Source organism: Sphingomonas sp., assembly GCF_035714405.1.
In the GTDB taxonomy this organism is placed as follows: domain Bacteria; phylum Pseudomonadota; class Alphaproteobacteria; order Sphingomonadales; family Sphingomonadaceae; genus Sphingomonas.
The window spans coordinates 731,625-756,840 of the sequence record NZ_DASTMA010000018.1; the positions used below are offsets into that span (position 1 = coordinate 731,625).

At 68.1% G+C, this 25,216-nt stretch carries 28 protein-coding genes and 1 tRNA gene; 15 read left to right on the forward strand and 14 right to left on the reverse strand.

Annotated features, from left to right (window positions below):
* Nucleotides 1-99: 99 nt before the first annotated feature.
* Nucleotides 100-1,554 (forward strand): glycerol kinase, encoded by a 1,455-nt coding sequence (locus VFQ64_RS10390; protein ID WP_325103209.1) that lies wholly within the window; start codon nucleotides 100-102, stop codon nucleotides 1,552-1,554.
* A 31-nt stretch (nucleotides 1,555-1,585) separates the two neighbouring features.
* Entirely contained in the window at nucleotides 1,586-1,885 is a 300-nt protein-coding gene (locus tag VFQ64_RS10395; RefSeq protein WP_325103210.1) for a putative quinol monooxygenase, read from the forward strand.
* A 42-nt stretch (nucleotides 1,886-1,927) separates the two neighbouring features.
* Here the strand turns inward: VFQ64_RS10395 and VFQ64_RS10400 are convergent, their stop codons facing one another.
* The 4 genes from VFQ64_RS10400 to modA all read right to left on the reverse strand — a co-directional run bounded on the left by VFQ64_RS10400 (nucleotide 1,928) and on the right by modA (nucleotide 4,315).
* Nucleotides 1,928-2,095 carry a hypothetical protein gene (locus VFQ64_RS10400; RefSeq protein WP_325103211.1) on the reverse strand — a complete coding sequence of 56 codons (168 nt, stop codon included), beginning with the start codon at nucleotides 2,093-2,095 and terminating at the stop codon, nucleotides 1,928-1,930.
* Nucleotides 2,096-2,283: 188 nt separating this feature from the next.
* A complete protein-coding gene (locus VFQ64_RS10405; protein WP_325103212.1) occupies nucleotides 2,284-2,895 on the reverse strand; it encodes an ATP-binding cassette domain-containing protein in 612 nt (203 codons plus the stop codon).
* Nucleotides 2,885-3,574: a molybdate ABC transporter permease subunit gene (gene modB, locus VFQ64_RS10410; RefSeq protein WP_325103213.1), complete on the reverse strand. Its 690-nt coding sequence runs from the start codon at nucleotides 3,572-3,574 to the stop codon at nucleotides 2,885-2,887. Before modB ends, VFQ64_RS10405 begins: the two co-directional genes overlap by 11 nt.
* Complete coding sequence (gene modA, locus VFQ64_RS10415) at nucleotides 3,575-4,315, reverse strand: molybdate ABC transporter substrate-binding protein (protein ID WP_325103214.1); 741 nt, start codon at nucleotides 4,313-4,315, stop codon at nucleotides 3,575-3,577.
* A 99-nt stretch (nucleotides 4,316-4,414) separates the two neighbouring features.
* Here modA and VFQ64_RS10420 point away from each other — a divergent pair, with 99 nt between their 5' ends.
* Nucleotides 4,415-5,488 (forward strand): hypothetical protein, encoded by a 1,074-nt coding sequence (locus VFQ64_RS10420; RefSeq protein WP_325103215.1) that lies wholly within the window; start codon nucleotides 4,415-4,417, stop codon nucleotides 5,486-5,488.
* 49 nt (nucleotides 5,489-5,537) lie between these two features.
* Here the strand turns inward: VFQ64_RS10420 and VFQ64_RS10425 are convergent, their stop codons facing one another.
* Together VFQ64_RS10425 and VFQ64_RS10430 are read right to left on the reverse strand one after the other, a co-directional pair.
* On the reverse strand, nucleotides 5,538-5,744 hold the full coding sequence (locus VFQ64_RS10425; protein WP_325103216.1) for a hypothetical protein: 207 nt from the start codon (nucleotides 5,742-5,744) through the stop codon (nucleotides 5,538-5,540).
* A 2-nt stretch (nucleotides 5,745-5,746) separates the two neighbouring features.
* Nucleotides 5,747-6,511: a Crp/Fnr family transcriptional regulator gene (locus VFQ64_RS10430; protein WP_325103217.1), complete on the reverse strand. Its 765-nt coding sequence runs from the start codon at nucleotides 6,509-6,511 to the stop codon at nucleotides 5,747-5,749.
* A gap of 359 nt (nucleotides 6,512-6,870) precedes the next feature.
* Here VFQ64_RS10430 and VFQ64_RS10435 point away from each other — a divergent pair, with 359 nt between their 5' ends.
* Together VFQ64_RS10435 and VFQ64_RS10440 are read left to right on the forward strand one after the other, a co-directional pair.
* On the forward strand, nucleotides 6,871-7,596 hold the full coding sequence (locus VFQ64_RS10435; protein WP_325103218.1) for a Crp/Fnr family transcriptional regulator: 726 nt from the start codon (nucleotides 6,871-6,873) through the stop codon (nucleotides 7,594-7,596).
* A gap of 211 nt (nucleotides 7,597-7,807) precedes the next feature.
* Nucleotides 7,808-8,533 carry a Crp/Fnr family transcriptional regulator gene (locus tag VFQ64_RS10440; RefSeq protein ID WP_325103219.1) on the forward strand — a complete coding sequence of 242 codons (726 nt, stop codon included), beginning with the start codon at nucleotides 7,808-7,810 and terminating at the stop codon, nucleotides 8,531-8,533.
* A gap of 7 nt (nucleotides 8,534-8,540) precedes the next feature.
* Here VFQ64_RS10440 and VFQ64_RS10445 read toward each other — a convergent pair whose 3' ends face one another.
* Together VFQ64_RS10445 and lepA are read right to left on the reverse strand one after the other, a co-directional pair.
* Nucleotides 8,541-8,813: a DUF6894 family protein gene (locus tag VFQ64_RS10445; protein ID WP_325103220.1), complete on the reverse strand. Its 273-nt coding sequence runs from the start codon at nucleotides 8,811-8,813 to the stop codon at nucleotides 8,541-8,543.
* Nucleotides 8,814-9,006: 193 nt separating this feature from the next.
* Complete coding sequence (gene lepA / locus VFQ64_RS10450) at nucleotides 9,007-10,800, reverse strand: translation elongation factor 4 (protein WP_325103221.1); 1,794 nt, start codon at nucleotides 10,798-10,800, stop codon at nucleotides 9,007-9,009.
* 123 nt (nucleotides 10,801-10,923) lie between these two features.
* Between lepA and VFQ64_RS10455 the strand changes: the two genes are divergently transcribed.
* Nucleotides 10,924-11,901, forward strand: a complete 978-nt coding sequence (locus VFQ64_RS10455; RefSeq protein WP_325103222.1) for a hypothetical protein — start codon at nucleotides 10,924-10,926, stop codon at nucleotides 11,899-11,901.
* A 10-nt stretch (nucleotides 11,902-11,911) separates the two neighbouring features.
* On the opposite strand, the gene VFQ64_RS10460 is transcribed toward VFQ64_RS10455, so the two are convergent.
* Together VFQ64_RS10460 and pnuC are read right to left on the reverse strand one after the other, a co-directional pair.
* Nucleotides 11,912-12,430: an AAA family ATPase gene (locus VFQ64_RS10460; protein ID WP_414712895.1), complete on the reverse strand. Its 519-nt coding sequence runs from the start codon at nucleotides 12,428-12,430 to the stop codon at nucleotides 11,912-11,914.
* Nucleotides 12,431-12,432: 2 nt separating this feature from the next.
* Nucleotides 12,433-12,999 carry a nicotinamide riboside transporter PnuC gene (pnuC, locus tag VFQ64_RS10465; protein ID WP_325103224.1) on the reverse strand — a complete coding sequence of 189 codons (567 nt, stop codon included), beginning with the start codon at nucleotides 12,997-12,999 and terminating at the stop codon, nucleotides 12,433-12,435.
* Nucleotides 13,000-13,075: 76 nt separating this feature from the next.
* Between pnuC and VFQ64_RS10470 the strand changes: the two genes are divergently transcribed.
* A complete protein-coding gene (locus VFQ64_RS10470; RefSeq protein ID WP_325103225.1) occupies nucleotides 13,076-14,368 on the forward strand; it encodes an FAD-dependent oxidoreductase in 1,293 nt (430 codons plus the stop codon).
* Nucleotides 14,369-14,440: 72 nt separating this feature from the next.
* Nucleotides 14,441-14,517 (forward strand) — tRNA-Pro (locus VFQ64_RS10475).
* Between the two features lie 130 nt (nucleotides 14,518-14,647).
* Here the strand turns inward: VFQ64_RS10475 and VFQ64_RS10480 are convergent.
* Nucleotides 14,648-15,838, reverse strand: a complete 1,191-nt coding sequence (locus VFQ64_RS10480; protein WP_325103226.1) for a YihY/virulence factor BrkB family protein — start codon at nucleotides 15,836-15,838, stop codon at nucleotides 14,648-14,650.
* 59 nt (nucleotides 15,839-15,897) lie between these two features.
* On the opposite strand from VFQ64_RS10480, the gene VFQ64_RS10485 reads away from it, so the two are divergent.
* The 3 genes from VFQ64_RS10485 to VFQ64_RS10495 all read left to right on the forward strand — a co-directional run bounded on the left by VFQ64_RS10485 (nucleotide 15,898) and on the right by VFQ64_RS10495 (nucleotide 19,851).
* Entirely contained in the window at nucleotides 15,898-16,593 is a 696-nt protein-coding gene (locus VFQ64_RS10485; RefSeq protein WP_325103227.1) for an SDR family NAD(P)-dependent oxidoreductase, read from the forward strand.
* 88 nt (nucleotides 16,594-16,681) lie between these two features.
* Nucleotides 16,682-19,507: a DNA gyrase subunit A gene (gyrA, locus tag VFQ64_RS10490; RefSeq protein ID WP_325103228.1), complete on the forward strand. Its 2,826-nt coding sequence runs from the start codon at nucleotides 16,682-16,684 to the stop codon at nucleotides 19,505-19,507.
* The gene (locus tag VFQ64_RS10495) at nucleotides 19,504-19,851 is read left to right on the forward strand and encodes a DUF952 domain-containing protein (protein WP_325103229.1); all 348 of its coding nucleotides are present in this window, start codon (nucleotides 19,504-19,506) and stop codon (nucleotides 19,849-19,851) included. Before gyrA ends, VFQ64_RS10495 begins: the two co-directional genes overlap by 4 nt.
* Nucleotides 19,852-19,978: 127 nt before the next feature.
* On the opposite strand, the gene VFQ64_RS10500 is transcribed toward VFQ64_RS10495, so the two are convergent.
* Complete coding sequence (locus VFQ64_RS10500) at nucleotides 19,979-20,410, reverse strand: DUF488 domain-containing protein (protein ID WP_325103230.1); 432 nt, start codon at nucleotides 20,408-20,410, stop codon at nucleotides 19,979-19,981.
* A 94-nt stretch (nucleotides 20,411-20,504) separates the two neighbouring features.
* On the opposite strand from VFQ64_RS10500, the gene VFQ64_RS10505 reads away from it, so the two are divergent.
* The 4 genes from VFQ64_RS10505 to trmFO all read left to right on the forward strand — a co-directional run bounded on the left by VFQ64_RS10505 (nucleotide 20,505) and on the right by trmFO (nucleotide 24,054).
* Nucleotides 20,505-21,044: a GbsR/MarR family transcriptional regulator gene (locus tag VFQ64_RS10505; protein WP_325103231.1), complete on the forward strand. Its 540-nt coding sequence runs from the start codon at nucleotides 20,505-20,507 to the stop codon at nucleotides 21,042-21,044.
* A gap of 76 nt (nucleotides 21,045-21,120) precedes the next feature.
* On the forward strand, nucleotides 21,121-21,501 hold the full coding sequence (locus VFQ64_RS10510) for a hypothetical protein (protein ID WP_325103232.1): 381 nt from the start codon (nucleotides 21,121-21,123) through the stop codon (nucleotides 21,499-21,501).
* 63 nt (nucleotides 21,502-21,564) lie between these two features.
* Nucleotides 21,565-22,563, forward strand: a complete 999-nt coding sequence (locus tag VFQ64_RS10515) for an SRPBCC family protein (protein WP_325103233.1) — start codon at nucleotides 21,565-21,567, stop codon at nucleotides 22,561-22,563.
* A gap of 111 nt (nucleotides 22,564-22,674) precedes the next feature.
* Entirely contained in the window at nucleotides 22,675-24,054 is a 1,380-nt protein-coding gene (gene trmFO / locus VFQ64_RS10520; protein ID WP_325103234.1) for a methylenetetrahydrofolate--tRNA-(uracil(54)-C(5))-methyltransferase (FADH(2)-oxidizing) TrmFO, read from the forward strand.
* Here trmFO and VFQ64_RS10525 read toward each other — a convergent pair.
* Together VFQ64_RS10525 and VFQ64_RS10530 are read right to left on the reverse strand one after the other, a co-directional pair.
* Nucleotides 23,993-24,463, reverse strand: a complete 471-nt coding sequence (locus VFQ64_RS10525; RefSeq protein ID WP_325103235.1) for an EF-hand domain-containing protein — start codon at nucleotides 24,461-24,463, stop codon at nucleotides 23,993-23,995. The genes trmFO and VFQ64_RS10525 overlap by 62 nt on opposite strands.
* 58 nt (nucleotides 24,464-24,521) lie before the next feature.
* On the reverse strand, nucleotides 24,522-25,166 hold the full coding sequence (locus VFQ64_RS10530) for a squalene/phytoene synthase family protein (protein ID WP_325103236.1): 645 nt from the start codon (nucleotides 25,164-25,166) through the stop codon (nucleotides 24,522-24,524).
* Between the last annotated feature and the right edge of the window lie 50 nt (nucleotides 25,167-25,216).

The following is a 25,216-nucleotide window of genomic DNA, read 5'->3' on the forward strand; positions in this document are numbered from 1 at the left end:
CGCACCACCCTAGCGCGCTTGCGGCCGCTTGCCACCCACCCATGTCGGCTTACTGTTCGCGCCCCAGCCGCAACGACGCGACCGACAGGAGAGGATGCCGTGGCCGACCACCTGCTCGTCATCGACGAGGGCACCACCTCCACCCGCGCCATGCTCTTCACCCCCGACGGACGCTGCATCGCCAGCGAATCGGCGGAGCTGACGCAGAGCTATCCCTGCCCCGGCTGGGTCGAGCACGACGCCGCCGAGATCTGGCGCAAGACGCTGCGGGTCACCGCCGCGATGGTCGCGCAGGCCGGCGGTGCCCAGCGGATCGTCGGAATCGGCATCACCAATCAACGCGAGACCGTGGTGTTCTGGGACAAGCACACCGGTGAGCCGCTCGCCCCCGCCATCGTCTGGCAGGACCGCCGCACCGCCGACCGCTGTCAGACCCTGCGCAATGCGGGGCACGAGCCGCTGGTCCAACGCCGCACCGGCCTCCTCCTCGACCCCTATTTCTCCGGCTCCAAGATCGGCTGGGCATTGGCGGAGTGGCCACAGCTCGCCGAAGCGGGTGACCGGCTCGCGATCGGCACGGTCGACAGTTGGCTGCTCTGGAAACTCACGGGCCGTCACGCCACCGATGCCACCAACGCCAGTCGCACCGCGCTGATGGCGCTCGATGGCGGCTGGGACGACGAACTGATCGACCTGTTCGGCGCCCCGCGCGCTGCCTTGCCAGAGATCGTCGATTGTGCCGGTCCGATCGGCGACACCACCCGCTTCGGTGGCTGCATTCCAATCACCGGCATGGCGGGCGATCAACAGGCCGCAGCGATCGGCCAGGCCTGCCTCGCGCCCGGTGAGACCAAGGCGACCTTCGGCACCGGCGCCTTCATCCTCACCCATACCGGCGACGCCGCGCCGATCTCAACCAACCGCCTGCTCGCAACCGTTGCATGGCAGCTCGGCGGCGCCCGCGCCTATGCGCTGGAAGGGTCGGTGTTCGTCGCCGGCAGCCTGGTGAAGTGGCTACGCGACTCGCTCGGCCTCATCGCCGACGCCCGCGAGACCGCCGCACTCGCCGCCAGCGTCCCCGACAGCGGCGGCGTCTATCTGGTCCCCGCTTTGTCCGGGCTCGGCGCGCCATGGTGGCGGCCCGATGCCCGCGCGGCGCTCACCGGCATGAGCTTCTCGACCGTCAAGGCACACGTCGTCCGCGCCGCGCTGGAGGCGATGGCACATCAGGCGCACGACCTGAAGGACGCCTTCGCCGCCGACGGCGCCGCCTGGGCGATGTTGCGCATCGACGGCGGCATGGTCGCCAACGACTGGCTGGCACAGGATCTGGCGGACATCCTCGCCCTCCCCGTCGAACGCCCTCGCTTCGCCGAAACCACCGCGCTGGGTGCCGCGATGCTGGCCGGCGTCGGCGCCGGCCTGTTCCGAGACCTGCACGAAGCGAGCGCGATGCGCGGCGAGGTGGAGCGGTTCGAAGCGAAGCTGGACGATGGCGCGCGCAAGCAACGGCTGTCGGGCTGGCGAAGCGCCGTGCAGAAGGTCATCGCCTGACGCTTCTTTCACCCCGGTCGAAAGTTGACCCATGCTGCTAATCGTCGGAACCGTTCGCCTCCCGCCGCACAACGTATCGGCCGCCCTGCCGATCATGCGGACCATGGTCGAGGCAAGTCGAGCCGAGGACGGATGCCTCGAATACGCCTATTCCGAAGATCTTTGGGACGCCGGCCTCATCCACATCAAGGAGTTGTGGGACGACGGCGCAGCACTGGAGCGGCACTTCGCTTCGCCACATATCTCGCAATGGCGCGCCGCCTGGCCTGCGTTGGCGATCGGCGATCGCGATCTCCGCGTGTACGAGGTCGGCGCGCCCCGACCCACATGAGACTGTAAGCCTCACGCAATAGTGAGGCCGGCGACGTCTTGCCTACCGCGCTACGCCCCGCCGCATCGCCTCGATTGTCGGATAGGCGAGCAGTCCGTGATTGGCGGCATAGATCGGCCGGGCGCTGCGCAGCGCGGCTTCGGCGGCGTCCAGCGCGCGTTTGGCCTTTTCATGTCGTTCGAACAGCTTGGCGATAGTTGCGTCGGTCATGCTTCTAGCTCCGGGACGAAACCACTGGTTGGTGTGGTGCGATGATGAAGACTAACGCCGTATTCATCACCTTCGCTAGAGCAGAAGATAGTTAAAGAAATCCTGTCCAGGATTGAAGCACCTTGGCACGACGTACATAAACATGAACTAGTCTGATTAACGCCCGCGGCACCGCCCGTGTGGCAAGCTCAGGCTGCGCCGTTGCGAAGCTCCACCACCCGCCCGATCCGCGCCGCCTCCCGCGCGTCGTGAGTGACCATCAGCACGGGCACCGTCGCCGCGTCGCGCACCCGCTCCACTGCGCGCAGCACCTCCTCGCGCCGGTCCGCATCGAGCGACACCGTCGGCTCGTCGAGCAGCAGGAAGCGTGGTTGCATCAACAGCGCCCGCCCGATCGCCACCCGCCGCGCCTCGCCCCCGGACAGGCTCGCCGGTCGCCGCGACAACAAGTCGCCGATATCGAGCATCGCCACCGTCTCCGCCAGCATCTCGTCGGTTGCTGCGGCGTACAGCAGGTTGCGCCGTACGCTCAGGTGCGGGAACAGCCGGGTGTCCTGAAAGACATAGCCCGCGCGCCGCCGCGCGACCGACACGTCCACGCCTGCGGCGGCGTCGAACAGCGTCTCGCCCGCGATCCGCACATGCCCGCAGTCTGGCGTCAGCAGCCCCGCGAGCGCGTGCAGCACGCTGGTCTTGCCCACCCCCGAAGGCCCGACCAGCACCGTTGCGCCCCGCCCCGCGAATGCGCATGCGATCACCCGCTCGCCCCGGCGCAAGCGGATGTCGACGTCAAAGGACATGGCTGCCCCGCCCGATCCGCCGCGCCAGCAACTCCGACACCAGCAGGGCGGCGAGGCTGAGCAGCACGGAGATCGCCGCCAGCTTCCACACCGTCGCCTCGCCGCCCGGCCGCTGCAGCGCCGCATAGATCGCCAGCGGCAGCGTCTCGGTCTCGCCCGGCACGCTGGAGACGAAGGTGATTGTCGCCCCGAACTCGCCGATGCCGCGCGCGAAGCCCAACACCGCGCCCGCCAGCACCCCCGGCATCGCAAGCGGCAGCGTGATCGTCCGGAACACGCGCGTGCGCGACGCCCCCAGCGTCCGCGCCGCCTCCTCCAGCCGCCGGTCCACCGCCTCGATCGACAGCCGCATCGCCCGCACCATCAGCGGCAACCCCATGACCGCTGCCGCGATCGCAGCACCAGTCCAGCGGAACAGCACGCTGACTCCCAACCAGGCCTCCAGCCACCGCCCCACCGGTCCCGCCGGCGCGAACAGCATCAACAGCACCCATCCCGTCACCACCGGCGGCACCACCAACGGCAGGTGGACGACGCCGTCGAGCAGCAGCTTGCCCACGAACCGTCCCCGCGCCAGCGCCCAGGCGAGCGCGAACGCGACCGGCAGCGTCGCGGCGGTGGCGACCCCGCCGACGAGCAGCGTCAGCCGCACGATTTCCCATTCGGCCGCAGACAGCATCTACGGCCGCGTGAATCCGAACCGCGCGAACACCGCCAGCCCCTCGCGCGACAGCAGGAACCGCCGAAAACCCTCCGCATCCCGATGCGTCGACGCCGTCAGCCGCGCCACCGGATAGCGGATCGGCGGATGCGAATCGGCCGGGAACAGTCCCGCCACCCGCACCCGCGCCGAACTGCGCACGTCGGTCAGATAGACGATCCCGAACGGCGCCGCCCCGCGCTCGACCAGCGCCAGCGCCGCGCGCACATTCTCCGCCCGCACGACGCGCGGCGCCACCGCACCCCAAGCGCCGAGCCGCTCCAGTGCCGCTCTGCCGTATCGCCCTGCCGGCACCGCCGCCGGGTCCGCCATCGCCACCGGCCCGCGCGCCAGCACCCGCCCCAGCGTCGCGCGCGTCAGCCGCCCCCGGAACGTCAACGGCGCCACCACCACCAGCCGGTTGCCGACCAGGTCCGCCCGCGTCCCCGCGACGATCAGCCCGCCGCGCGCGAGCACGTCCATCCACTCCTCGTCGGCGCTGACGAACAGGTCGGCCGCACCCCCTGCCTGCACCTGCCGCGCCAGCGCCGACGATGCCGCGAACGACAGCACCGGCCGCGCGTGCCCCCTCGCCGCCCACCGATCCGCCGCCGCGCCCAGTGCGTCCTGCATACTCGCCGCCGCCAGCACCAGCGGCCCCCGCGTCGAGGCCGCCGCCGGAGTGGCGAGAAGGGCGAGGATCATCAGCAGCCAGCGCATCCCCCCATCCTACCCCGCCCCACCGCCCGGCACCAAGCCCGCAGTCGCGCGTAAAAACCGCTGTCCTACAACGAACCAGCCAGGTTAGCGGCCCGCGCCATGAAAGACCGTACCCCCATGCCGCGCGACCAGCGCGCAGCCCTTCCCGCCTTCTCCCCCGTGCCGCGCCTGAAGGTGCGCCATGACGGCTGGACCCCCGAACGCCAGCGCGCCTTCATCGAAGGGCTCGCCGACACGGGTTCGGTCGAGACCGCCTGCCGCATGGTCAACATGTCGACCGAGGGCGCCTATGGATTGCGCCGCCACCCGCAGGCCGGCGAGTTCCGCGCCGCCTGGGACGCCGCACTCGCCTGCGGCTGGCAGCGGCTCAAGGACGAGGCGTTCGAGCGCGCACTGAACGGCCAGCTCGTCCCCGTCTTCGTCGGCGGCAAGCTGATCGGCTATCGGCGCAAGAAGAACGACCGCCTCCTCATGTTCATCCTGCGGCACTACGGCCCGCAAGGTCCGACCGCCGGCGTCCGCCCGCTGACCGTGAACGTCATCAACGCTACCGCGAACGCCACCGTTCAGTCCTCCCCTGCCCCGGAGGGGAGCGGGACCGCTGCGCCCCTTGGCGCAGTGGTGGAGGGGCATCCGCCCCAAGCGATCACCGCGCCCGACGATCCGCAACTCCCCACCCCCGACGCCGCCGAAACCGTGGCGCGGTTCGAAGGCGTTCCCCTCGACGCCCAGGCCCAGGCCGAGCTCGCCGCCATCCTCGAAGCCGCCGCCGCCCGGCACCGGGCCCGCCTCCCCGAGGACGATCCGTCCGAACCCTATATCCCGCTCGGCGACGCCGCCCACCATTTCCACGGCGAGTTCGAAATCGGCGCCACCAGCGAGGACGCTCCCCTCCTTCCGCCCGGCGAAGTCGACTGGACCCTCCTCGGCGACGAGGAACGCCTTGCACAGATCGACCAGGCCTTGGAACGGATGGCGGCATCGCCCCCTCCCGCCCCCGCCAAGCCGCCCCGCAAGCGCAAGTCGAAGCCTGCGCTCCCTCCGCCGGCGGTGCGCCCGGAGGGCGAACGCTATTCCGAGTCCATGCCCTGGCTCTCGGATGCCAACCGCGAGGGCGTCGACCAAATCGACGCGATGATCGAAGCGGCAAAGGCCAAGGCGGTCGGCAAGTGAGCACGGAGCTGCTCACCACGCGCTACGGCGACTGCCTGAACGTCCGGCCTTAGGCCGTGCGCGCCAGCAGACGGGGTTGCTCGACCGCGCCTGCGCTCGCGCCCTGCTCCAGCCGCGCCAGGTACAGGTTCGCCAACTCGTAATGCGCGTCGGCTGCGGCCGGCACGAGGGCGGCGCGCGCCATCTTCAGCTCCGCCTCCGCCCGAGTGCGATAATAGCCGGCGGGCTCCGGCAGCCTTGTATCGAAATCTCGCACGATCAGAACCCCATGGCTACGCGTTGGGGGAGGGCCGGCGCTTCCGTCTCCGCCGGCTGAAGATATTGTTCGTCGAAGCCGGCCATCTTGGTCAGCGCTGCCCAGTCCTGAATGCCGATCTGCCCGCGATGCCGCTCGATCAGCCCTGCCTCGCTCAGCAACCGCAGCACGCGATTGACATGGACCGCGGTCAGGCCGGCGCAATCGGCGATGTGCGACTGCGTCAACGGCAGCGCGAAATCGGTACGCCGGCCCAGCCCCTGCTGCTCATGGCGGACGCCCAGCTCGCAGAACAGATGCGCCAGCCGCGCGGCCGCGTCGCGGCGCCCGAGGTTGACGATCCACTCGCTCTGGATGCCGGCGTCGAACAGCGTCTCGCTCCAGATCGCGTGTGCGAGGTTCGGATAGGCCGATAGGATCTCGTGCATCTCGGCTGCGGCGATCGTCGCGACGGTGCCCTGCGTCAGCATCTCGACATCATGGTCTGCGCGGCGGAACAGGCATCGTTGCGTTCCGACCATGTCGCCGCGCATCAGCACGTTCAGGATCTGCCGGCTGCCGTTGCGCAGCAGCTTGTAGCGGGCGGCATAGCCGTCGAGCAGAACATAGCAGTGACTCGCGGGTCCGGCTCCCCGGAACAGCTGCTCATGCGAGCGGACCGGCCGGCGATCGAACCGGATCGACAACAGCGCGTCGCGCTCCTCGCGAGAGATGTCGGTATGGATGGCCAGCTTGCGCGCAAGCGGCTCGAGCGTGGAAGTGGACAAACTATAATCCCTATGGCGACCTGCGACCGCAACGAAGCGATGCAGAATGTATGACGCAGGTTGCGCGGGACTCGATGCGAACAGAACCTGTGCAAATGATTTAGGTAAAAGCATGTCTGCGGCGCAACGCTCTGTGCGCTGTCGAACAAACGATAAGTTGCTGCGAGGCAATGGTTATTTGCGGCAAACCTCCCGTGACCCACGAGAACGGTAAGTTTTGAGTACGCGAGGGTGCGCTAACGCACAGAGGGAAGCCGTATCCGTCGCGGGTGCCTAGGTCGACATTACTGCTTGCCATGTCTGGGGCACAAGCGGCTGAGAGATTTTGCGTGCTCCCGCCCTTTGACGGAAGCACGCCCATGTCCCCGATCCCGCAGGCGTCCGTCGCCAATCGTCTGCTACGGCTGTTGTCGGTCGAGGATTACGGCCTGCTGGAACCCGCGCTCGACCGCGTCCACATGCCGCTGCGCACGGCATTATTCGAACCTCATGTTCCGGTCGAACACGTCTATTTTCCGGAAGGCGGCGTGTCGTCGATCGTGACCGATCAAGAGGGCGGCGATCCCGTCGAATACGGCCTGTTCGGGGGGGAGGGCATGTCGGGCACGCCCGTACTGCTGGGCGCCGGACAGTCGCCGCACCACTGTTTCGTCCAGATGGACGGCGCCACCATGCTGCGCATCGGGTCCGACGCGTTGCTCGACGCCTGCCGGCAGAGCTTTAGCCTCCACGGGTTGCTGCTGCGCTTCGTCCATGTCCTCGCCGTGCAGAGTGCCGCCACCGCCAGCGCCAACGCCCATTACGCGCTGCCGGAGCGCCTCGCCCGCTGGCTGTTGATGTGCCACGATCGCACCGAACACGATCGCCTCGAGCTGACCCACGAATTCATGGCACAGATGCTGGCGGTGCGCCGCTCGGGCGTGACGGTGACGCTACACACGCTGGAGGCGACCGGCGCCATCCGCAGCACCCGCGGCCTCGTGACCATCCTCGATCGTCAGAAGCTCAAGGACTTTGCCGGGGAAAGCTACGGCACGCCCGAACGCGAATACAACCGACTCATCGCGCCCTTCGGACTGGGCTAGGCCGTTCTCGCGGGTCCGCGAGGAAGCGGACCGCAGGACCTCGCCGCTTCGGCGTACTCGGTCCGCTGCAAGCAAGATGCGAGGCGCCGCACGGCCGGGAAGAACTTGGGGTTGTCAATAACTTGTGTTAAAGATGCGCATCGCTCGCCGACTCCAGGGCGCGAACGCCTGAGAGATGCCGCGCGCTCCCGCCCCAAACGGAAGCACCGCCATGACCGGGATCTCACAGGCATCCACCGCCAATCTCCTGCTGCGCGCGCTGTCGTGCGAAGACTATTCCCTGCTGGAGCCGGCGCTGGAGCGAAACACTCTGCCGGTTCGGACCGTCCTGTTCGAACCCGGAATGCCCATGGAGCGCGTTCACTTCCCCGAGGGCGGGGTCGCGTCGATCGTCACCGAGGACCAAAGCAGCGACACAGTCGAGCTCGGCCTGTTCGGCTCAGACGGCATGTCGGGTGGCGCGATGCTGCTGGGCGCCGGGCAGTCGCCGCACCGATGCTTCATCCAGATCGGCGACGGTACATCGCTCCACCTCCCCACCGGCGCGCTGATCACCGCCTGCGAACGCAGCCCCACCTTGCGACGGCTGTTGCTACAGTTCGTTCATACGCTCGAGATCCAAACCGCGACGACCGCCAGCGCCAACGCGCACTACGAGCTGCCGCAGCGTCTCGCGCGCTGGCTGTTGATGTGCCACGATCGCGTCGACGGCGACCGGCTGGAGCTGACCCATGAGTTCATGTCGCAGATGCTCGCCGTCCGCCGCTCCGGCGTAACCGTAACACTGCACACGCTCGAGAGCACCGGCGCGATCCGCAGCACCCGCGGCCTGGTGATGATCCTCAACCGCGCCCGCCTACGGGAGTTCGCGGGCGACAGCTACGGCACCCCCGAACGCGAATATTCCCGCCTCATCGCGCCGTTCGGCAGGGGATGACCGCTCGCTAGGCGGCGATCGCGTCGCCGACGGTGCGTTCACAACCGGTGATCCGTACCGCATCGCGGAACGCCAGGCTGTGCACGATCCGCCCCGCTTCATTCTCGACATCGATTCGCACCGAAAGGTCGATCTCGCCATTGCGCGCGCCGCCGGCGATGATGTCGCGCGCGCCGTTCAGCGCAGTCGCGATGACTGCCTTGAGGTCGCTGCACTCGAACCCGTCGGGGTCGAGCACTTCGTCGTTGGCATCGCGCGAATGGAAATAATAGCGGGCCATACCCGACTCCTCGAACACGGGCGGAAGCCCGAATGGCGTCTCCCAGCCGGCAGACCCCAGGAACCCCTCTGCCGATGCCGCGTTGATAAATCCGTCCTACGGTCCAGTCGCCTACCTATGTTGTGAGAAGCTGGAGCGCGTGAGACGGCGAAGTGCCGAGTTGAAGTTCTGCAACGTTCGCCGACTTGGGACGCTACTCCTCGCCCATCCGCAACGCCGCGATGAACGCCTCCTGCGGGATGCTGACACTGCCATATTCCCGCATCCGCGCCTTGCCCTTCTTCTGCTTGTCGAGCAGCTTGCGCTTGCGCGTCGCGTCGCCGCCATAGCATTTGGCGGTCACGTCCTTTCTCATCGCGCTGATCGTCTCGCGCGCGATCACCTTGCCGCCGATCGCCGCTTGGATCGGGATCTTGAACATGTGGCGCGGGATCAGTTCCTTCAGCCGCTCGACCATGCCGCGGCCGCGCGTCTCGGCGGTGGCGCGATGGACGATCATCGACAGCGCGTCGACCGGCTCCTCGTTGACCAGGATGCCCAACTTGACCAGGTCGCCCTCGCGATAGCCGATCTGTTGATAGTCGAAGCTCGCATAGCCCTTCGACAGCGACTTCAGCCGGTCATAGAAGTCGAACACCACTTCGTTGAGCGGCAGCTCGTACGTCGCCTGCGCGCGCCCACCGACATAGGTCAGGTTCTTCTGGATGCCGCGCCGGTCCTGGCACAGCTTCAGGACCGATCCGAGATACTCGTCCGGCACATAGATCGTCGCCGCGATCCAGGGTTCGGCGATGCTCTCGATCCGGTTGGGCTCGGGCATGTCGGCCGGGTTGTGCAGCTCCAGATGCCCGCCGCCATGCGTCAGCTCGATCTGATAGACGACGCTCGGCGCGGTGGTGATGAGGTCCAGGTCATATTCGCGCGTCAGCCGCTCCTGGATGATCTCCAGGTGCAGCAGCCCCAGGAACCCGGCGCGATAACCGAAGCCGAGGGCGGCGCTCGTCTCCATCTCGAACGAGAAGCTGGCGTCGTTGAGCCGCAGCTTGGAGATCGACTCGCGCAGCTTCTCAAAGTCGTTGGCGTCGACGGGGAACAGGCCGCAGAACACGACCGGCTGCACCTCCTTGAACCCTGGTAGCGCCTGCTCCGCCGGCCGCTTGGCGTCGGTCAGCGTGTCGCCGACGCGCGCCTGCGCCACGTCCTTGATCTGCGCGGTGATGAAGCCGATCTCGCCCGGCCCCAGCTCCGCCAGCTGCTCGATCTTGGGGCGGAAGCACCCCACCCGGTCCACGAGGTGGGTGGTGCCGGCCTGCATGAACTTGATCTGCGCCCCCTTGCGCATCACCCCGTCGATCACGCGCACCAGGATGACCACGCCCAGATACGGGTCGTACCAGCTGTCGACCAGCATCGCCTTCAGCGGCGCGCCGATGTCCCCTTTGGGCGGCGGAATCTTGGCGACGATCGCGTCCAGGATCTCGGTAATGCCGATGCCTGCCTTGGCGCTGGCCAGCACTGCCTCGGACGCGTCGATGCCGATCACGTCCTCGATCTCGCGCCGGACCTTTTCGGGCTCCGCGGCGGGCAGGTCGATCTTGTTGATGACCGGCACGATCTCGTGGTCGTGCTCAATCGACTGATAGACGTTGGCGAGCGTCTGCGCCTCCACCCCCTGCGCCGCGTCGACCACCAGCAGCGCGCCCTCGCACGCCGCCAGGCTGCGGCTGACCTCATAGGCGAAGTCGACATGACCAGGCGTGTCCATCAGGTTCAGCTGGTGGCCCTTATACTCTAGCCGCACCGTCTGCGCCTTGATCGTGATCCCGCGCTCGCGCTCGATGTCCATGTTATCAAGGACTTGCTCGGACATCTCCCGGTCGGTCAGCCCGCCCGTCGCCTGGATCAGCCGATCGGCCAGCGTCGACTTGCCATGGTCGATATGCGCGATGATGGAGAAATTGCGGATGCGGTCGAGAGCGGTGGTCATATGCTGCGCGCCGTTAGCACCCGCACCCGCCAAAGCCAAAGCGGCGCGCGGGTTACAGGATTTGTAAGTAACCCCCGCCCTCGCCCGCTGATACTTTCCCGGCACTCATCGGGGGATAGGTTCATGCGTTCGATCGTCTTCGCCGCCGCGCTGCTCGCCGGCTCCGCTTCCTTCGCCGCGGAGCGCGCGCCGATCAAGGTCACCGCCGCCAAGACGATGAAGGGGACGCAGTCGGTTCAGGTCGCCGCCTTCAACGTCGGCTTCGTCTTCCAGTCGGTGGATCGCGCGAAGGACAAGACCGGTGGCCTGATCGGCGCGTTCGGCGGCGCGACCGACGCCAAGAGCGTTTTGACCGGCGTCGACGCGGCCACCATGCAGGCGATCACCGACGCCGCCTATGCCGACTTCAAGGCGCAGCTCGCCGCGAAGGGCTTCACCGTGGTCGACGCGGGGCCGCTGTTTGGCGACCCGTCCTACGCCAAGATGAAGCCGACCCCGGCCCCATTCGACGCCAGCGTCGCACTCGATCCAAAGGGAAAAGCCAAGGGCAAGGCGACCTATTTCAAGCCTTCCGTGCTGCCCGGCCAGCTCTTCACCCCGGGCGACGTGACCGCGACGGGCATGTTCGCCGGCTTCGGCCAGATGGCCTACATGCACAACACGACTGGCTTCATGGCCGCCGCGCAGCGCACCGGCGCGGCGGTGATCGCGGTCACCTATCTGATCGACTTCAGCCAGGTGAAGCGGCCCGGCGCGTGGAGCTTCAAGGGCGTCAACGTCAACTCGGGCATCGCCGTGGTCGACGACTATTCCCGCCTGTCGCTGTTTGCGCCCAAGGGCCAGACGACGCTCGTCGTCGACGAAGCCGTGGCGGTCGAAGGCGATTTCGCCGACAAGGCGGACACGACCAAGGGCGCCGGCCTGCAAAAGGCCGCCAACATCGCCGGCGGCGTGGCCGCGGTCTTCGGCATGGGCGGGCTCAGGTTCGGCAAGAGCAAGACCTTCACCTTCACCGCCAAGCCCGCGTTCCAGGAGGGCGCGATCAAGGCGGCGAGCCTCACCAATACGCGCATGGCCGACCAGCTCGCCGCGCTGCGCTGAACCGAGATGATCAGCCGGTCGCTTGCGCTCGCTCGATGGCCGCAAGCGCATTGAGGTAGCGGCGGGAGTCGGTGCCGCTGACCAGCGCCCATGGCACCCCGCGTCGTTTTAGTTCGGCGCGGGAAAGTTCGAAGAAGCGCCGCCGCGCCGCGTCGCTGCCGAACATGCGGGTGCCGTCATCCTCCCAGGGCAGGTCGATGTCGAACAGCAGGTACAGGTCGGCGGTGTTGCTCCACGCATCGAACCAGGTGTCGCGCCGCCCGAACATCATGTCAGCCCATACCGCTGTCATCAGCGGATCGGTGTCGAGGATCACCGGCAGGCGCCCGGTCGCGACCGCCGCGGTCGTCTTGGCATCATGCGCGCTGGCGATCATGACCAGGTCCGCCATCGTCAGGTCGGTCCCGAACGCTTCGCAATAGGTGCGCCCGAACTCCGCGATGCACTGGCCGTCGAAGTGCCTGGCAAGCCGTGGCGCCATCGTCGACTTGCCGGTGCTCTCCGGCCCGTGCAGGCAGACGGTGCGCAGCCTCACGCCCCTGCTCCGCGCTCGGCGCGCCCCCAGCCGATCAATCCGATGACCGCGAGGAGGAGGTACAAAAGGTAGAGGAAGGCGAAGATAGTCAGCCCTTTCGCGAGGTAGAGCGGGATCAGCGCCATGTCGACGGCGATCCAGACGACCCAGTTCTCCAGCTTGCGTTGCGCCATCAGCAGCTGCGCCGCGACGCTCGCCACCGCGGTCGCCGCATCCCACCACGCATAGTCCGCATCGGTCAGCGTCGCCATCGCGCCACCCCAGGCGAGCGTAGCGGCGACGCACCCCATCCCCCAGGCGCGCCGCGACGCCGGCGACAAGCGCTCGACCACGATCGCACCGGCCAGCTCCTGCGATCGCCGCCAGCCGACCCAGCCATACAGGTTCGCCGCCACGAAGAAGCCCTGCAGCAACGCGTCGCTGTACAGCCGCTGCTGCCATACCACCCAGCCGACCAGGATCGCCGAGCCGATCGCGGTCGGGAAGGTCCAGACGCTCCGCCCGGCCGCCAGCGCGACGCAAAGCACGCCCAGCACCGTCGCAGCCAGCTCGATCCAAGTCATGGATGCGGCGCCTAGCCGCGCTTGCCCTGCCCCACCAGTCCGCTACGCTCGACGTCGGACAAGAAGAGGGCGAGCCATGCGCCACGTCGCGGTGATCGGGTCGGGGCCTGCGGGCTACTACACCGCGGAAGGCTGCGCGAAGCTGTTCGGCGACCAGGTCCTAGTCGACATCCTCGACCGCCTGCCTGTTCCCTACGGCCTGATCCGCACCGGGGTCGCGCCAGACCATCAGTCGATCAAGGCCGTGTCGCGCCGCTATGAGGCGACCGCGCTCGCCGAGAATATCCGGTTCGTCGGCAACGTCACCGTCGGGCGCGACGTGACCATAGCCGAGCTGCTCGACCTCTACGACGCCGTCGTGCTCGCGACCGGGGCCCCTGCCGACCGGTCGCTGGGAATACCGGGCGACGACCTCCTCGGCGTGATCGGCTCGGCGGCGTTCGTGGGCTGGTACAACGGTCATCCCGACTTTGCGGGACTGAAGCCGTCGCTGCACGGCGACGCGGTGATCGTCGGCGCGGGCAACGTCGCGCTCGACGTCGCGCGCATCCTTGCTAAGACGGCCGACGAGTTCGCCGGCTCCGACATAGTCGGACACGCGCTCGACCATCTCGGCGACGCCGCGGTCGGGCGCGTCACGATCCTCGCGCGACGCGGCCCCCACCAGATCGCCATGACCCCCAAAGAGCTCGGCGAGCTCGGCCATCTCGCCCGTGCCGCACCCCGCGTCGACCCTGCCGATCTTCCGCCCCTCGATGAAGACGCTGCGCTCGATCCCGGCACGCGCAAGTCGGTCGCGCAACTGCGCGCGTTCGCCGGCTCGGACGAGACCAAGCCGGTCACGATCGACTTCGACTTTTACGCGATGCCGCTCCGCATCGAAGGCAAAGGCCGGGTGGAGCGCGTCATCGTCGAACGGGCTACGACCGATGCCACCGGCCAGGCGAGCGGCACCGGCGAGACCTACGCCATCCCGGCTTCCCTGGTGGTCAGCTGCATCGGCTATCGCACTCCGCCGATCGACGGAGTCCCCTATGACGGGAAGCTCGGCCGCTTCGCCAATGTGGATGGACGCGTCGGGCCTGGCCTCTACGCGGTCGGCTGGGCGCGGCGCGGGCCGACGGGCACGATCGGCACCAACCGCCCCGACGGCTTCCTGATCGCCGATCACATCGCCGCGGACACGTCCGACGACACGGGCAAGAGCGGCGGCGCCGGGCTGGACCGACTGCTGGCGAGCCGCGGGGTGGAGGTGGTCACCTTCGGCGACTGGCAGAAGATCGAGGCAGCGGAGATCGCGGCCGCGCGGGCCGGATCGCCGCGCGAGAAGTTCGTCGCGGTGGAGGCGATGCTCGCCGCGCGGGGCTGAGCTGCTTCGGGCAGACCATTTGCGGCTTGAACGGGTCGCAGCCGGGCGCTAGGCGCAGCCGCAGCAATGTGTCGGGGCGTGGCGCAGTCTGGTAGCGCACTGGTCTCGGGGTCCAGGGGTCGTAGGTTCGAATCCTATCGCCCCGACCATTGCTCGGCGCAGCGCACACGAGCGTAGCAAAGCTACGCACGAGTTGCGCTAGCCCGGACCGCGGGAAGCGAAGCGCTCCCGTCCGACGTCCCGGCGCGGCTTCGCCGCGACGCCCCTTCTTCTACCCCATCAGTTGGCCTTGCCCCCCGCCTTCTTCGCCCGCTTAGCCGCCACCTTGGCCCCAATCCGCTTGCCCTTGCGCACCCCCAGCTTGCGCCCAAGCCACAAACCCAGCAGCCCCGACGCCGCCAACAACCCCTTGCCCGAACCGGATTTCGGCGGCTGCCACGCCGCTTTACCCGCCGCGCGGCCAGACCGCCCTTCAACGATCCCACCCGATTCGCCCGCGTCACCCCCGCCTGCCGGCTCGCTCCCACTCGCCACATGATCGGCGGACCACGCCCCCCGTTCGCCCAACGGGCGGTCCGCACCCACCGTCGTATCCGCCGTCGTCTGATGTTCCAGCTCCGAATTGAGCTCCGCCCCGAACAGCAGGATGTACGCCGACAGGTACAGCCAGGTCAGCAGCACGACGACCGTCGCCAGCGAACCATAGGTCGCATTGTAGTTGCCGAACTTCGACACATAGACCCCGAAGCCCAGCGTCAGCAGCAGCCACAACACTGCGGTCAGTACCGATCCGGGCGTCAGCCATGTCCACTTCGCCGCGTCGCGCGACGGCCCCCAGCGGTACATCGACGCAGCGCCAGCTGCCGCCGCAGCCGCCAGCGCCGCGTAGCTGACGATCTTGCCGAGCACCTGCCCCCATCCCGGCAGCTCCGGGAACAGAGTCTCCAGATGCCCCAGCGCGCCGATCGCCACCGTCGCCAGGATCGCGACCACCACCGCCGCCGCCGTCATCGCCAGGGCGAGCAGGTTTAGCTTGATGAAGCCGCGCTTCTCCTTCTCCTCATAGGCGATGTTGAGCGCGGTGATGATCGCCCCCGCACCCTGTCGTGCGCCGAAAAGGGCGATAGCGAGCGCCAGCAACAGCCCGAGTCCTTTCTTGCCGCCGGAGGTCTGAGCAACGTTGAGCAGCTGCTCGCCGACCAGCTTGGCGGCGTCGGCCGGCATGACGGTGGTGAGCTGCTTCATGTGGCTCATCACGGTCGTCGGTTCCGCGACCAGCCCGTAACTCAACACGATCGCGCCGAGCAGCGGCACCATCGCCAGAAAGGCATAGAAGGCGACGCCGGCCGCGATTAGGCCGACATTGTCGTCGCTGGCCTCCTTCCAGCTGCGCACCAGCACCTCCTTCCAGTCGGAAAAGGTCATCTGCCATGGGGTGGTGGCGCGGCGGGCGGAAGCGGTATCGGTCATGGCGCGCTCAACGCGCGCCTGCCGGTTGCGCTCCCTCGCCATGCCAGCCAAGTGACGCCATGACTGAGGTAATTGCACCAGCCGTGGTGATCGGCGCATCGGGCGGCATCGGCGCGGCCTTGATGGAAGCCCTCGCGGAAGAAGGCGTCGACGTGCGCGGCTTCGCGCGATCCTTCCCCGGGCGCGACCATCTCGACCTGACCGACGAGGCGAGCATCGCCACCGCCGCGGCATCGTTGTCCGGGCCACCGGTACTCGTGGTGGTTGCGACCGGCCTCCTCCACGACCGCGAGGCCGCGCCGGAAAAGAGCATGGCGGCGCTCGACCCCGCCTGGCTGGCGAGGCAGTTTCAGGTCAACGCCATCGGCCCGGCGCTCGTCGCCAAGCACTTCCTGCCTATCCAGCCCCGCGCCGGTCGCACGATCTTCGCCGCTCTTTCCGCACGCGTCGGCAGCATTGGCGACAATCGGCTGGGCGGCTGGTACGGCTACCGCGCCAGCAAGGCCGCGCTCAACCAGCTGATCCGAACGCTCGCCGTCGAGCAGCGCCGCCGCAACGATCGCTCCATCGTCGTCGGCCTGCACCCCGGCACCGTTGCCACCGCCTTGTCCAAGCCCTTCCAGACCAACGTCGTCGCCGACCAACTGTTCGCCCCCGACCGCGCCGCCGTGCAGCTGCTCGACGTCCTCGACGGCCTGCGTCCCGCCGATAGCGGCAAGCTGTGGGCCTGGGACGGCGCGGAGATCACGCCCTAGCGCAGCGTCGCCTACGCGTGCGCGCGTGACTTTGCGGTCGCCAACGCCTACATCGGATACAACCCGTAACGATCCGAAAGCTTGCAAATTGGCCGACGAGACTATCCTCGCCGAACCCCCCACCGACGACGGTATGTCCGATATCTCCATCGTCGACGAGATGCGGTCGAGCTACCTCGACTACGCCATGTCCGTCATCGTCGCCCGCGCGCTGCCCGACGTGCGCGACGGACTGAAGCCGGTCCACCGCCGCATCCTCTATTCCGCGCAGGAGTCCGGCTTTGTCGCCGGCCGGCCGTATCGCAAGTCCGCCCGTCTCGTCGGCGACGTGATGGGTAAATACCACCCGCATGGCGATAGCTCGATCTACGAAGCACTGGTCCGCATGTCGCAGGACTGGTCGATGCGCGTGCCGCTGATCGACGGCCAGGGCAATTTCGGGTCGATGGATCCCGACAAGGCCGCGGCGATGCGCTACACCGAGGCGCGGCTCGCCAAGGTCGCCAACTCGCTGCTCGCCGACCTCGACAAGGACACGGTCGACTTCCAGCCCAACTATGACGGTTCGGAGCGCGAGCCGTCTGTCCTGCCGGCGCGCTTCCCCAACCTGCTCGTGAACGGCGCCGGCGGCATCGCGGTCGGCATGGCGACCAACATCCCGCCGCACAATCTGGGCGAGGTGATCGACGCCTGCCTGGCGCTGATCGACAATGGCGCGATCACCACCGAAGAGCTGATGCAGATCGTTCCCGGTCCAGATTTCCCCACCGGCGCGCAGATCCTCGGCCGCGCCGGAACGCGCTCGGCCTACGAGACCGGGCGCGGCTCGATCATCGTCCGCTCGCGCTACGAGATCGAGGAAGGGCGCAACGAGAAGCGCTCGATCGTGCTGACTGAGATCCCGTTCCAGCAGGGCAAGAACATGCTGGTCGAGCGCATCGCCGAGGCCGCCAAGGAAAAGCGGTTGGAGGGCGTCACCGACGTCCGCGACCTGTCGAACCGCGAAGGCGTGCGCATCGTGATCGACCTGCGCCGCGACGCCACGCCCGAAGTGGTGCTCAACCAGCTGTGGCGGCACACGCCGGCGCAGGGCTCCTTCCCGGCCAACATGCTGGCGATCCGCGGCGGCCGGCCGGAGCTGCTCAACCTCCGCGACATTCTCACCGCCTTCATCAAGTTCCGCGAAGAGGTCATCACGCGGCGCTCGAAGTTCGAACTCGCCCGTGCCCGCGAGCGCGCCCACATCTTGCTCGGGCTGGTGATCGCCGTCACCAACCTCGACGAGGTGGTGCGGATGATCCGCAGTTCGTCCTCACCCGCCGAGGCGCGCGACAAGCTGCTCGCGCGCGAGTGGCCGATCGAGGAGATCAGGTCTTACATCGCGCTGGTCGAGGCGATCGAGCCGCAGGCCGATGCCGACACCTATCGCCTGTCCGACGCGCAGGTTAAGGCGATCCTGGAGCTGCGCCTAAATCGCCTGACCGCGCTCGGCCGCGAGGAGATCGGCGAGGAGCTGGCGAAGCTCGCCGCCTCGATCGCCGAACTGCTCCACATCCTCGCGGATCGTGGCCGCCTCTACGAGGTGCTGCGCGAGGAGCTGGTCGCCGTGCGCGCCGAGTTCGCGACCCCGCGCCGCACCGAGATTCTCGCGGCCGCGGAAGGCATCGACGACGAGGACCTGATCGAGCGCGAGGACATGGTCGTCACCGTCACGGTCGAGGGCTATATCAAGCGCACCCCGCTAGACACCTTCCGCGCCCAGAAGCGCGGCGGCAAGGGCCGCGCGGGCATGGCGACCAAGGAAGAGGACGCGATCACCTCGCTGTTCGTCACCTCGACGCACACGCCGGTCTTGTTCTTCTCGACGGCGGGCAAGGTCTATCGCCTCAAGGTCTGGCGCCTGCCCGAGGGTGGCCCTGCGACCAAGGGCCGGCCGATGGTCAACCTGCTGCCGCTCGAGGCCGGCGAGACCATCTCCACCGTCCTGCCGCTGCCGGAGGACGAGGCGAAATGGGCCGACCTCCACGTCATGTTCGCCACCGCCAACGGCACCGTTCGCCGCAACTCGATGGACGCGTTCAGCAACATCCCGCGCGCCGGCAAGCTGGCGATGCGCTTCGCGGATGAAGACGGCAATGGCGAGCCCGACGACCGGCTGATCGGCGTGTCGCTGCTCAGCGCCGGTGACGACGTGCTGCTCGCCACCCGCTATGGCCGCGCGATCCGCTTCGCCGCCACCGACGTGCGCGAGTTCCAGAGCCGCACTGCCACCGGCGTACGCGGCATCAGCCTGGCCAAGGGTGACGAAGTGATCTCGCTGTCTGTGCTGCGTGGCTTTTCTGCAACGACTGAAGACCGCGACGCCTACCTCAAGGCCGCGCCCTGGAAGGAAGGCGAGCGCGAGGTCACGCTAGACCCTGAGCGCATGGCGGCGTTTGAAGCGGCGGAGGAGTTCATCCTCACCGTCTGCGCCAACGGCTATGGTAAACGTACCAGCGCCTTCGAATACCGCCGCACCGGTCGCGGCGGCCAGGGCATCACCAACATCTCCAACCTGGACCGCAACGGCCCGGTCGTGGCGAGCTTCCCCGCCCATGGCGGCGAGCAGCTGATGCTGGTCACCGATCAGGCCAAGCTGATCCGCATGTCGGTCGGCGATACGCGCGTGATCGGCCGCGGCGGCTCGGGCGTGCGCCTGTTCAATGTCGCGGAGAACGAGCATGTCGTCTCCGCCGCGCGCATCGACGAGGAGGACGAGACGCCGTCGAACGAGGCCGAGGCGTTGATCGCGCAGGAGCTGCCCGACGCGGAACCGCTGACCGATCCGGACGCGTTGACGATGGATGACGGCACCGGCCCGCAGACGATGGCGGAACGGGTCGAGGAAGAGGATCCGGACGGAGACGACACATGAGGGACAATGCCGCCTTCAAGGTGCTGACCACGGACGAGAAGGACGCGCTGGAGCGCGACGGCCGCTTCGCGGGCTCCAACGACGACCGCCGCGACGGGTACATCCACCTGTCGACCGCGGACCAGCTCACGGCCACCGTCGACAAGCATTTCGCGGGCGCCACCGACCTGTGGGTGGCGGAGGTGGACCTCGATGCGGTGGGCGAGGCAGTCCGCTGGGAGGCCTCGCGGGGCGGCGAGGACTTCCCGCACCTCTACCGCGACCTGCCGCTCGACGCCGTCGTCGCCTACTCGCCGCTGGAACGGGACGAGGCCGGAACAGTGCGGCTGCCCGTCACGGGGTAACGGGGCGTCCGGTTCATCTTCCCCGGCGAAGGCCGGGGCCCAGTCTCGGGCTGCTGAATTGCACAGGACAGGCTCTGCCACAAAGTGCATGCCCCGGCCTTCGCCGGGGACGATGAACAAGGGCGGGTTAGGGCTCCAAGTCCACCACCTTCGCTCCCTCCGCCATCGCCGCCAGCAACAGCGTCCGGTGACAATGGGACGGGTTCCGCTCGAAACACAGCAGCGCGCTAGGCATTTCCGCTGCCAGCTCCAGCATCCGTGCCGCCTGCACCTGCGCCTCCGGCAACGCCAGTTGCTCGGCATAGACAGCCCGCAGCGTCGCCACGTCGCCCCTCTTGGCGGCATCCCGCCCCGGCTTGGGCGTGCCCAGCGCCTTCAGGTGGACATAGCCGATGCCCGCTTCCGCCAACCCGGCGGCGAGCGACGACTTGGAGAACCCCGGCCGCCGCGACAGCGGCAGCGCGCGCACATCGATGATCCGACGCACGCCGGCCGTATGCAGCGCCGCGATGAGCTCGGGGATAGTGGCACCTTCATAGCCGATGGTGTGGACGATCATGGCTGGACCCTGACCTACGTCGCCCGCATGAACAAGCCAGTTGACCATACTCATACTACCTGCCATTTCTGTTCTTACAGAAGAGAGTGAGTCGATGACGCTGTTCGATCATCCTGATGCCAAGGCCTTCATCCTCCATTGGGGAGAGATGGGCACGCAATGGGGGGTCAATCGCTCGGTCGCGCAGATCCATGCGCTGCTCTACCTTTCCGACCGTCCGCTACACGCAGAACAGATCACCGATACACTGGGGCTCGCCCGCTCAAACGTCTCGACCGCGATGAAGGAGCTGCAGGGCTACCAGATCGTCCGCCGCGTCCATGTCGAGGGCGATCGTCGCGATCATTTCGTCGCCGAGATCGACCTGTGGGAGATGCTGCTCCGCATCGCAGCCGAGCGAAAACGGCGGGAGATCGATCCTACCATCCAGCTGCTTGGCGAGTTGGCGGAGCGCCTCAAGCAGGACACGGCGCCACCGCAACTCCGCGAACGCATCGGTCGCATGCACGAGTTCATTGGCACGCTGGGGGGCTGGTACGACCAGGTCCGCCTACTGCCGAAGCCAACGCTAGTCGCGCTGATGAAGCTCGGCGGCAAGGTCGCCCGCCTCATTCCCGGCGGCAAGAAGAAGTAGGAGGGCCACCATGCCATGACCCAACCGCACGCCTGATAAGCTCTCTTGTTGCAGAATATACTGAAGGAGCAGCACCGTGGTCGAAACCGCCTACGCCCTCTATCTCGCGATCACCATCGGCACCACGATCTGGGTCGCGCACACCCTGTCGCGCAACGGCATCGTCTTTCTCGAACAATGCTTCGGCCAGGATGCCGAGCTGGCCCGCTCGACCAACCACCTGCTGGTGGTCGGCTTCTACCTCGTCAACATCGGCTTCATCACTCTGACGCTGAGCCTCGGCGACGAGCCGGTCACCATGACCGGCGCGATCCGTTTCCTGTCGAGCAAGGTCGGCCTGGCCGTCTTGGTGCTCGGCGCGATGCACTTCTTCAACATGGGTGCGATCGCGCACTTCGGCCGCAAGGTGAACGGCTGGCTCGCCGAGCAGGGCGCGCCCCGCGCCGCCCGCGGCTGAGCCCTCAAGCGGACGTAAACCGCCGGGCGGTAAGCTGCCGTCCGGCCGCACAGGATCACCGCCATGGAAGAGACTTCGCAAGCCCGCTGGAATGCCGCCGTCCTTCGCATCGGTGGCGCGATCGTCGCAGCACTCGCCTTTTGCTGGGCCGTGTACGCGCTGCTGGCGGCGATCCGTCCGTCCAGTGGCACGGTCGGCTTTGCCTTCCTGCTCGTTCTGCCCGCCGCGGTTTGCGCCTTCGTCGCCTATGTCGCGGACCCATGGAAGACGCGCTCGCACACCGCCTATTTGCTGATGCCGGTGTGGATCCTCGCCGCGGTGGTAGTGCTCTCCCTCTTCGTTCTGGGCGAAGGCACGATCTGTGTGCTCCTCCTCAGCCCCCTCTGGCTGATCAGCGGCATCGCCGGCGCGGAGATCACCTATCGGCTGCGTCGCCGGGTACGCGACGGGCGCACCTATTGCCTGTCGCTGCTCGCGCTGCCGCTGATCGCCATCCAGGTCGAGCCCTACATCCCCTTGCCGCAGGCGACCGCCAGCGTCAGCCGCTCGATCCTCGTCCGCGCCACGCCCGAACAGCTCTGGCCCATGCTGCGCGGCATACCCGACGTGCGGCCCGGCGAAGGCCGCTGGAACCTGACCCAGGACATGATCGGCGTGCCCCGTCCGATCGGCGCGCGGCTCGAGCGCGACGGCCTGGGCGCCGACCGCCATGCGGTCTGGCAGCATGGCATCCGCTTCCGCGAACGGATCACCCAATGGGAGCCGGGCCGCCGCATCGGCTGGCGCTTCCTGTTCGACGACATCGCCGGCTGGGGCTACACCGACCGCCATCTGATGCCCGACAGCCCGTATTTCACCGTGACGAGCGGCGGCTATCGCGCCGATCCGGTCGCGCCCGGGCTCACCCGCCTGACACTGCACACCCAGTACCGGCTCCGCACACCTGTGAACGGCTATGCGAAGCTCTGGGGCGAGCTGTTCCTCGGCGACCTGGAGAACAACCTGCTCGCGCTGATCAAGGACCGCGCGGAAACCGCCGCGCGCCGGCGCCGACAGGTTTAGGGGCTGTCCTACACGCGCGCCCGGCGCTAGCGCCTTTTCCGCGTCCAAACGCCGTCAGCCCTGCCGGGCGGACTGCGGGGCGCCAGGTGCAGCAGATGGTGTGAACTTAGTGTGACCTTTCGCAACGACATCCACATCATCGGCGGTGGCCTCGCCGGCTCCGAAGCCGCCTGGCAGTTGGCCGAAGCCGGCTTCCGCGTCCGCCTGTCCGAAATGCGTGGCTCGGGCGAAACCACGCCCGCCCACCACACCGACAGCCTGGCGGAGCTGGTCTGCTCCAACTCGTTCCGCTCCGATGACGCCGACAGCAACGCGGTCGGCCTGATCCATCAGGAGATGCGGAGCCTCGGCTCGCTGATCCTGCGCGAGGCCGATCGCCACCGCGTTCCTGCCGGCTCCGCGCTCGCCGTCGACCGCGAAGGCTTCGCCGCCGCCGTCACCGCAGCACTCTCCGCCCATCCGAACGTCGATCTGGTCCGCGAGCGCGTCGACACCCTGCCCGACGGCCCGGCCATCATCGCCACCGGCCCCCTCACCGCTCCAGCACTTGCCGACACCATCGCGCGGACCACCGGCAAGGACGCGCTCGCCTTCTTCGACGCGATCGCGCCCGTCATCCACCGTGATTCGATCGATATGGACATAGCGTGGAAGGCGGCGCGGTGGGACAAGGGCGGCGCCGACTACATCAACTGCCCGCTCGACAAGGACCAGTATCTCGCCTTCCACGCCGCCCTGCTCGCGGGCGAGAAGACCGAATATCGCGAGTGGGAGAACGTGCCCTATTTCGAGGGCTGCATGCCGATCGAGGTGATGGCCGAACGCGGCGTCGACACACCCCGCTACGGGCCGATGAAGCCGGTTGGCCTCGACAATCCCCGCACCGGCCGCTGGCCCTATGCGGTCGTCCAGCTCCGCCAGGACAATGCGCTGGGCACGCTGTGGAACATCGTCGGCTTCCAGACCAAGCTGAAGCATGCCGAGCAGGTGCGCCTGTTCCGCACCATCCCCGGGCTGAAGAATGCCGAGTTCGCGCGGCTGGGCGGGCTGCACCGCAACACCTTCATCCGCTCGCCCGAGCTTCTCGATTCGACGCTGCGACTGCGCTCGCGCCCCAACATCCGCTTCGCCGGTCAGATCACCGGCTGCGAAGGCTATGTCGAGAGCGCCGCAATTGGCCTGCTCGCCGGCCGGTTCGCCGCGGCCGAGCTCGCCGGCCGCAGCTTGACGCCACCACCGCCGGAGACTGCGCTGGGCGCGCTGCTGCATCACATCACCGGCGCGGCGGTCGCCGAGACCTATCAGCCGATGAACGTCAATTTTGGCCTGTTTCCGCCGCTCGGCGAAGGTGCGAAAGGGGGCCGCGCCAGAAAGGCCGATCGCAAGCGCCTCTATACCGACCGTGCCCGCGCGGCGCTGGCCGGCTGGCTCAGCCCTCCTCCTGCGGCGCCGCCGGCGGACAGTTCACCCGAGCCCGCGGCTTACGCTTGACGGCGGTGGTCGCGAACTCGGTCGCGTTCATCGCGCCGGAGCGGTCGCGGTCGGCACCTGCGAACTTGGTCGTCGCCTTCACCGCCCATTCGTCGAACGACAGCTGCCCGTCGCCGTTACGGTCGAGTTTCGCATACGCCTTTCGCCGCGACACCAGATACTCGTCGCGCGTTATCGCGCCGTCCTTGTCCTTGTCATAGCGCCCGAACCGCTTCTCCTCCCGCGTCTTCGGCGTCGCGGCCGGCACCGCATCGGGTAGCGCACGCGCCTCCGCTCCGCCTTCCTGCGGGGCGACATAGGCCGGCGCAGGCGGCAGCAGCGCCGGGGGGGTTGCCCGGCCGCTGAACAGCGCCAGTCCCGCTCCCGTCAGCGCCAGCGCCGCCCCTGCCCCCGCCAGATACCGCCACATGCCACCGCTCCCTTGTTCCCGATCGCAGGCTAGCAAGCGGTCCCATGGAGGCAACCACCTATCGCCCGGTCAACCGGTGCAGCATCAACCGGGCCACTCGCCGCGGACTGCCGGGCGCGCTCTTCCCTTCCAGATCGAAGCGCGCGCTCAATCCCAAGGCGCCCAAAGGCCGCGCCGCCGGCCGCCAGGGTCGCCCGAACGCCCCCGCCAGCACCCGATCCGCTTGCGCGCGGATCGACTCCAACACACCGGGTCGCTCGCGCGCAAGCTCGGCCAACGACCAGGCCCGACCGACCTCGACGATGCGTTCGTCCGCAGCACCGAGCACCGTGGCGGCCGCGATGAACACCGTCTCGCCCACCTCGGCCGCGAACAGCCCGAGGTCGATCGCGTCCGGCTCCAACAGTCGCGCCCAACCGTCCGCAATCCTCTCGAGTTGTGTGCCGGTGACGCCATGCGGCAGCACGTCCCGCGCCACCGCCGCCAGCACCGGCTCCGGCGGCGGCGGCGCGCTATCGAGCCGGACCAGCGCGTCGCCCCACCAGGTCAGCCGCATCAGCCCGATGGTGGGATCCCGCGCTGCCCGCACGATCCCGCGCAGCCGGTCGTCGAGCGCGAACAGCGCCGCCAGCCCTTCCCGCCTGTCCGGCGGCGCATAAGTCAGCGCCAGCGCGCGCTCGGGTCTTTCCGCCGCGTTAACCACAAGCCCTTACCTCCGCTTATCGCCGACTGACGCATGGCGTCACGTCGCGA

What these genes read in the sequence shown, in the direction of transcription:
- VFQ64_RS10395 (WP_325103210.1), top strand. Translation starts at nt 1,586, where the DNA reads ATGCTGCTAATCGTCGGAACCGTTCGCCTCCCGCCGCACAACGTATCG.
- VFQ64_RS10400 (WP_325103211.1), bottom strand. Translation starts at nt 2,095, where the DNA reads ATGACCGACGCAACTATCGCCAAGCTGTTCGAACGACATGAAAAGGCC.
- VFQ64_RS10405 (WP_325103212.1), bottom strand. Translation starts at nt 2,895, where the DNA reads ATGTCCTTTGACGTCGACATCCGCTTGCGCCGGGGCGAGCGGGTGATC.
- modB (WP_325103213.1), bottom strand. Translation starts at nt 3,574, where the DNA reads ATGCTGTCTGCGGCCGAATGGGAAATCGTGCGGCTGACGCTGCTCGTC.
- modA (WP_325103214.1), bottom strand. Translation starts at nt 4,315, where the DNA reads ATGCGCTGGCTGCTGATGATCCTCGCCCTTCTCGCCACTCCGGCGGCG.
- VFQ64_RS10420 (WP_325103215.1), top strand. Translation starts at nt 4,415, where the DNA reads ATGAAAGACCGTACCCCCATGCCGCGCGACCAGCGCGCAGCCCTTCCC.
- VFQ64_RS10435 (WP_325103218.1), top strand. Translation starts at nt 6,871, where the DNA reads ATGTCCCCGATCCCGCAGGCGTCCGTCGCCAATCGTCTGCTACGGCTG.
- VFQ64_RS10440 (WP_325103219.1), top strand. Translation starts at nt 7,808, where the DNA reads ATGACCGGGATCTCACAGGCATCCACCGCCAATCTCCTGCTGCGCGCG.
- VFQ64_RS10445 (WP_325103220.1), bottom strand. Translation starts at nt 8,813, where the DNA reads ATGGCCCGCTATTATTTCCATTCGCGCGATGCCAACGACGAAGTGCTC.
- lepA (WP_325103221.1), bottom strand. Translation starts at nt 10,800, where the DNA reads ATGACCACCGCTCTCGACCGCATCCGCAATTTCTCCATCATCGCGCAT.
- VFQ64_RS10455 (WP_325103222.1), top strand. Translation starts at nt 10,924, where the DNA reads ATGCGTTCGATCGTCTTCGCCGCCGCGCTGCTCGCCGGCTCCGCTTCC.
- pnuC (WP_325103224.1), bottom strand. Translation starts at nt 12,999, where the DNA reads ATGACTTGGATCGAGCTGGCTGCGACGGTGCTGGGCGTGCTTTGCGTC.
- VFQ64_RS10470 (WP_325103225.1), top strand. Translation starts at nt 13,076, where the DNA reads ATGCGCCACGTCGCGGTGATCGGGTCGGGGCCTGCGGGCTACTACACC.
- VFQ64_RS10480 (WP_325103226.1), bottom strand. Translation starts at nt 15,838, where the DNA reads ATGACCGATACCGCTTCCGCCCGCCGCGCCACCACCCCATGGCAGATG.
- VFQ64_RS10485 (WP_325103227.1), top strand. Translation starts at nt 15,898, where the DNA reads ATGACTGAGGTAATTGCACCAGCCGTGGTGATCGGCGCATCGGGCGGC.
- VFQ64_RS10495 (WP_325103229.1), top strand. Translation starts at nt 19,504, where the DNA reads ATGAGGGACAATGCCGCCTTCAAGGTGCTGACCACGGACGAGAAGGAC.
- VFQ64_RS10500 (WP_325103230.1), bottom strand. Translation starts at nt 20,410, where the DNA reads ATGATCGTCCACACCATCGGCTATGAAGGTGCCACTATCCCCGAGCTC.
- VFQ64_RS10505 (WP_325103231.1), top strand. Translation starts at nt 20,505, where the DNA reads ATGACGCTGTTCGATCATCCTGATGCCAAGGCCTTCATCCTCCATTGG.
- VFQ64_RS10515 (WP_325103233.1), top strand. Translation starts at nt 21,565, where the DNA reads ATGGAAGAGACTTCGCAAGCCCGCTGGAATGCCGCCGTCCTTCGCATC.
- VFQ64_RS10525 (WP_325103235.1), bottom strand. Translation starts at nt 24,463, where the DNA reads ATGTGGCGGTATCTGGCGGGGGCAGGGGCGGCGCTGGCGCTGACGGGA.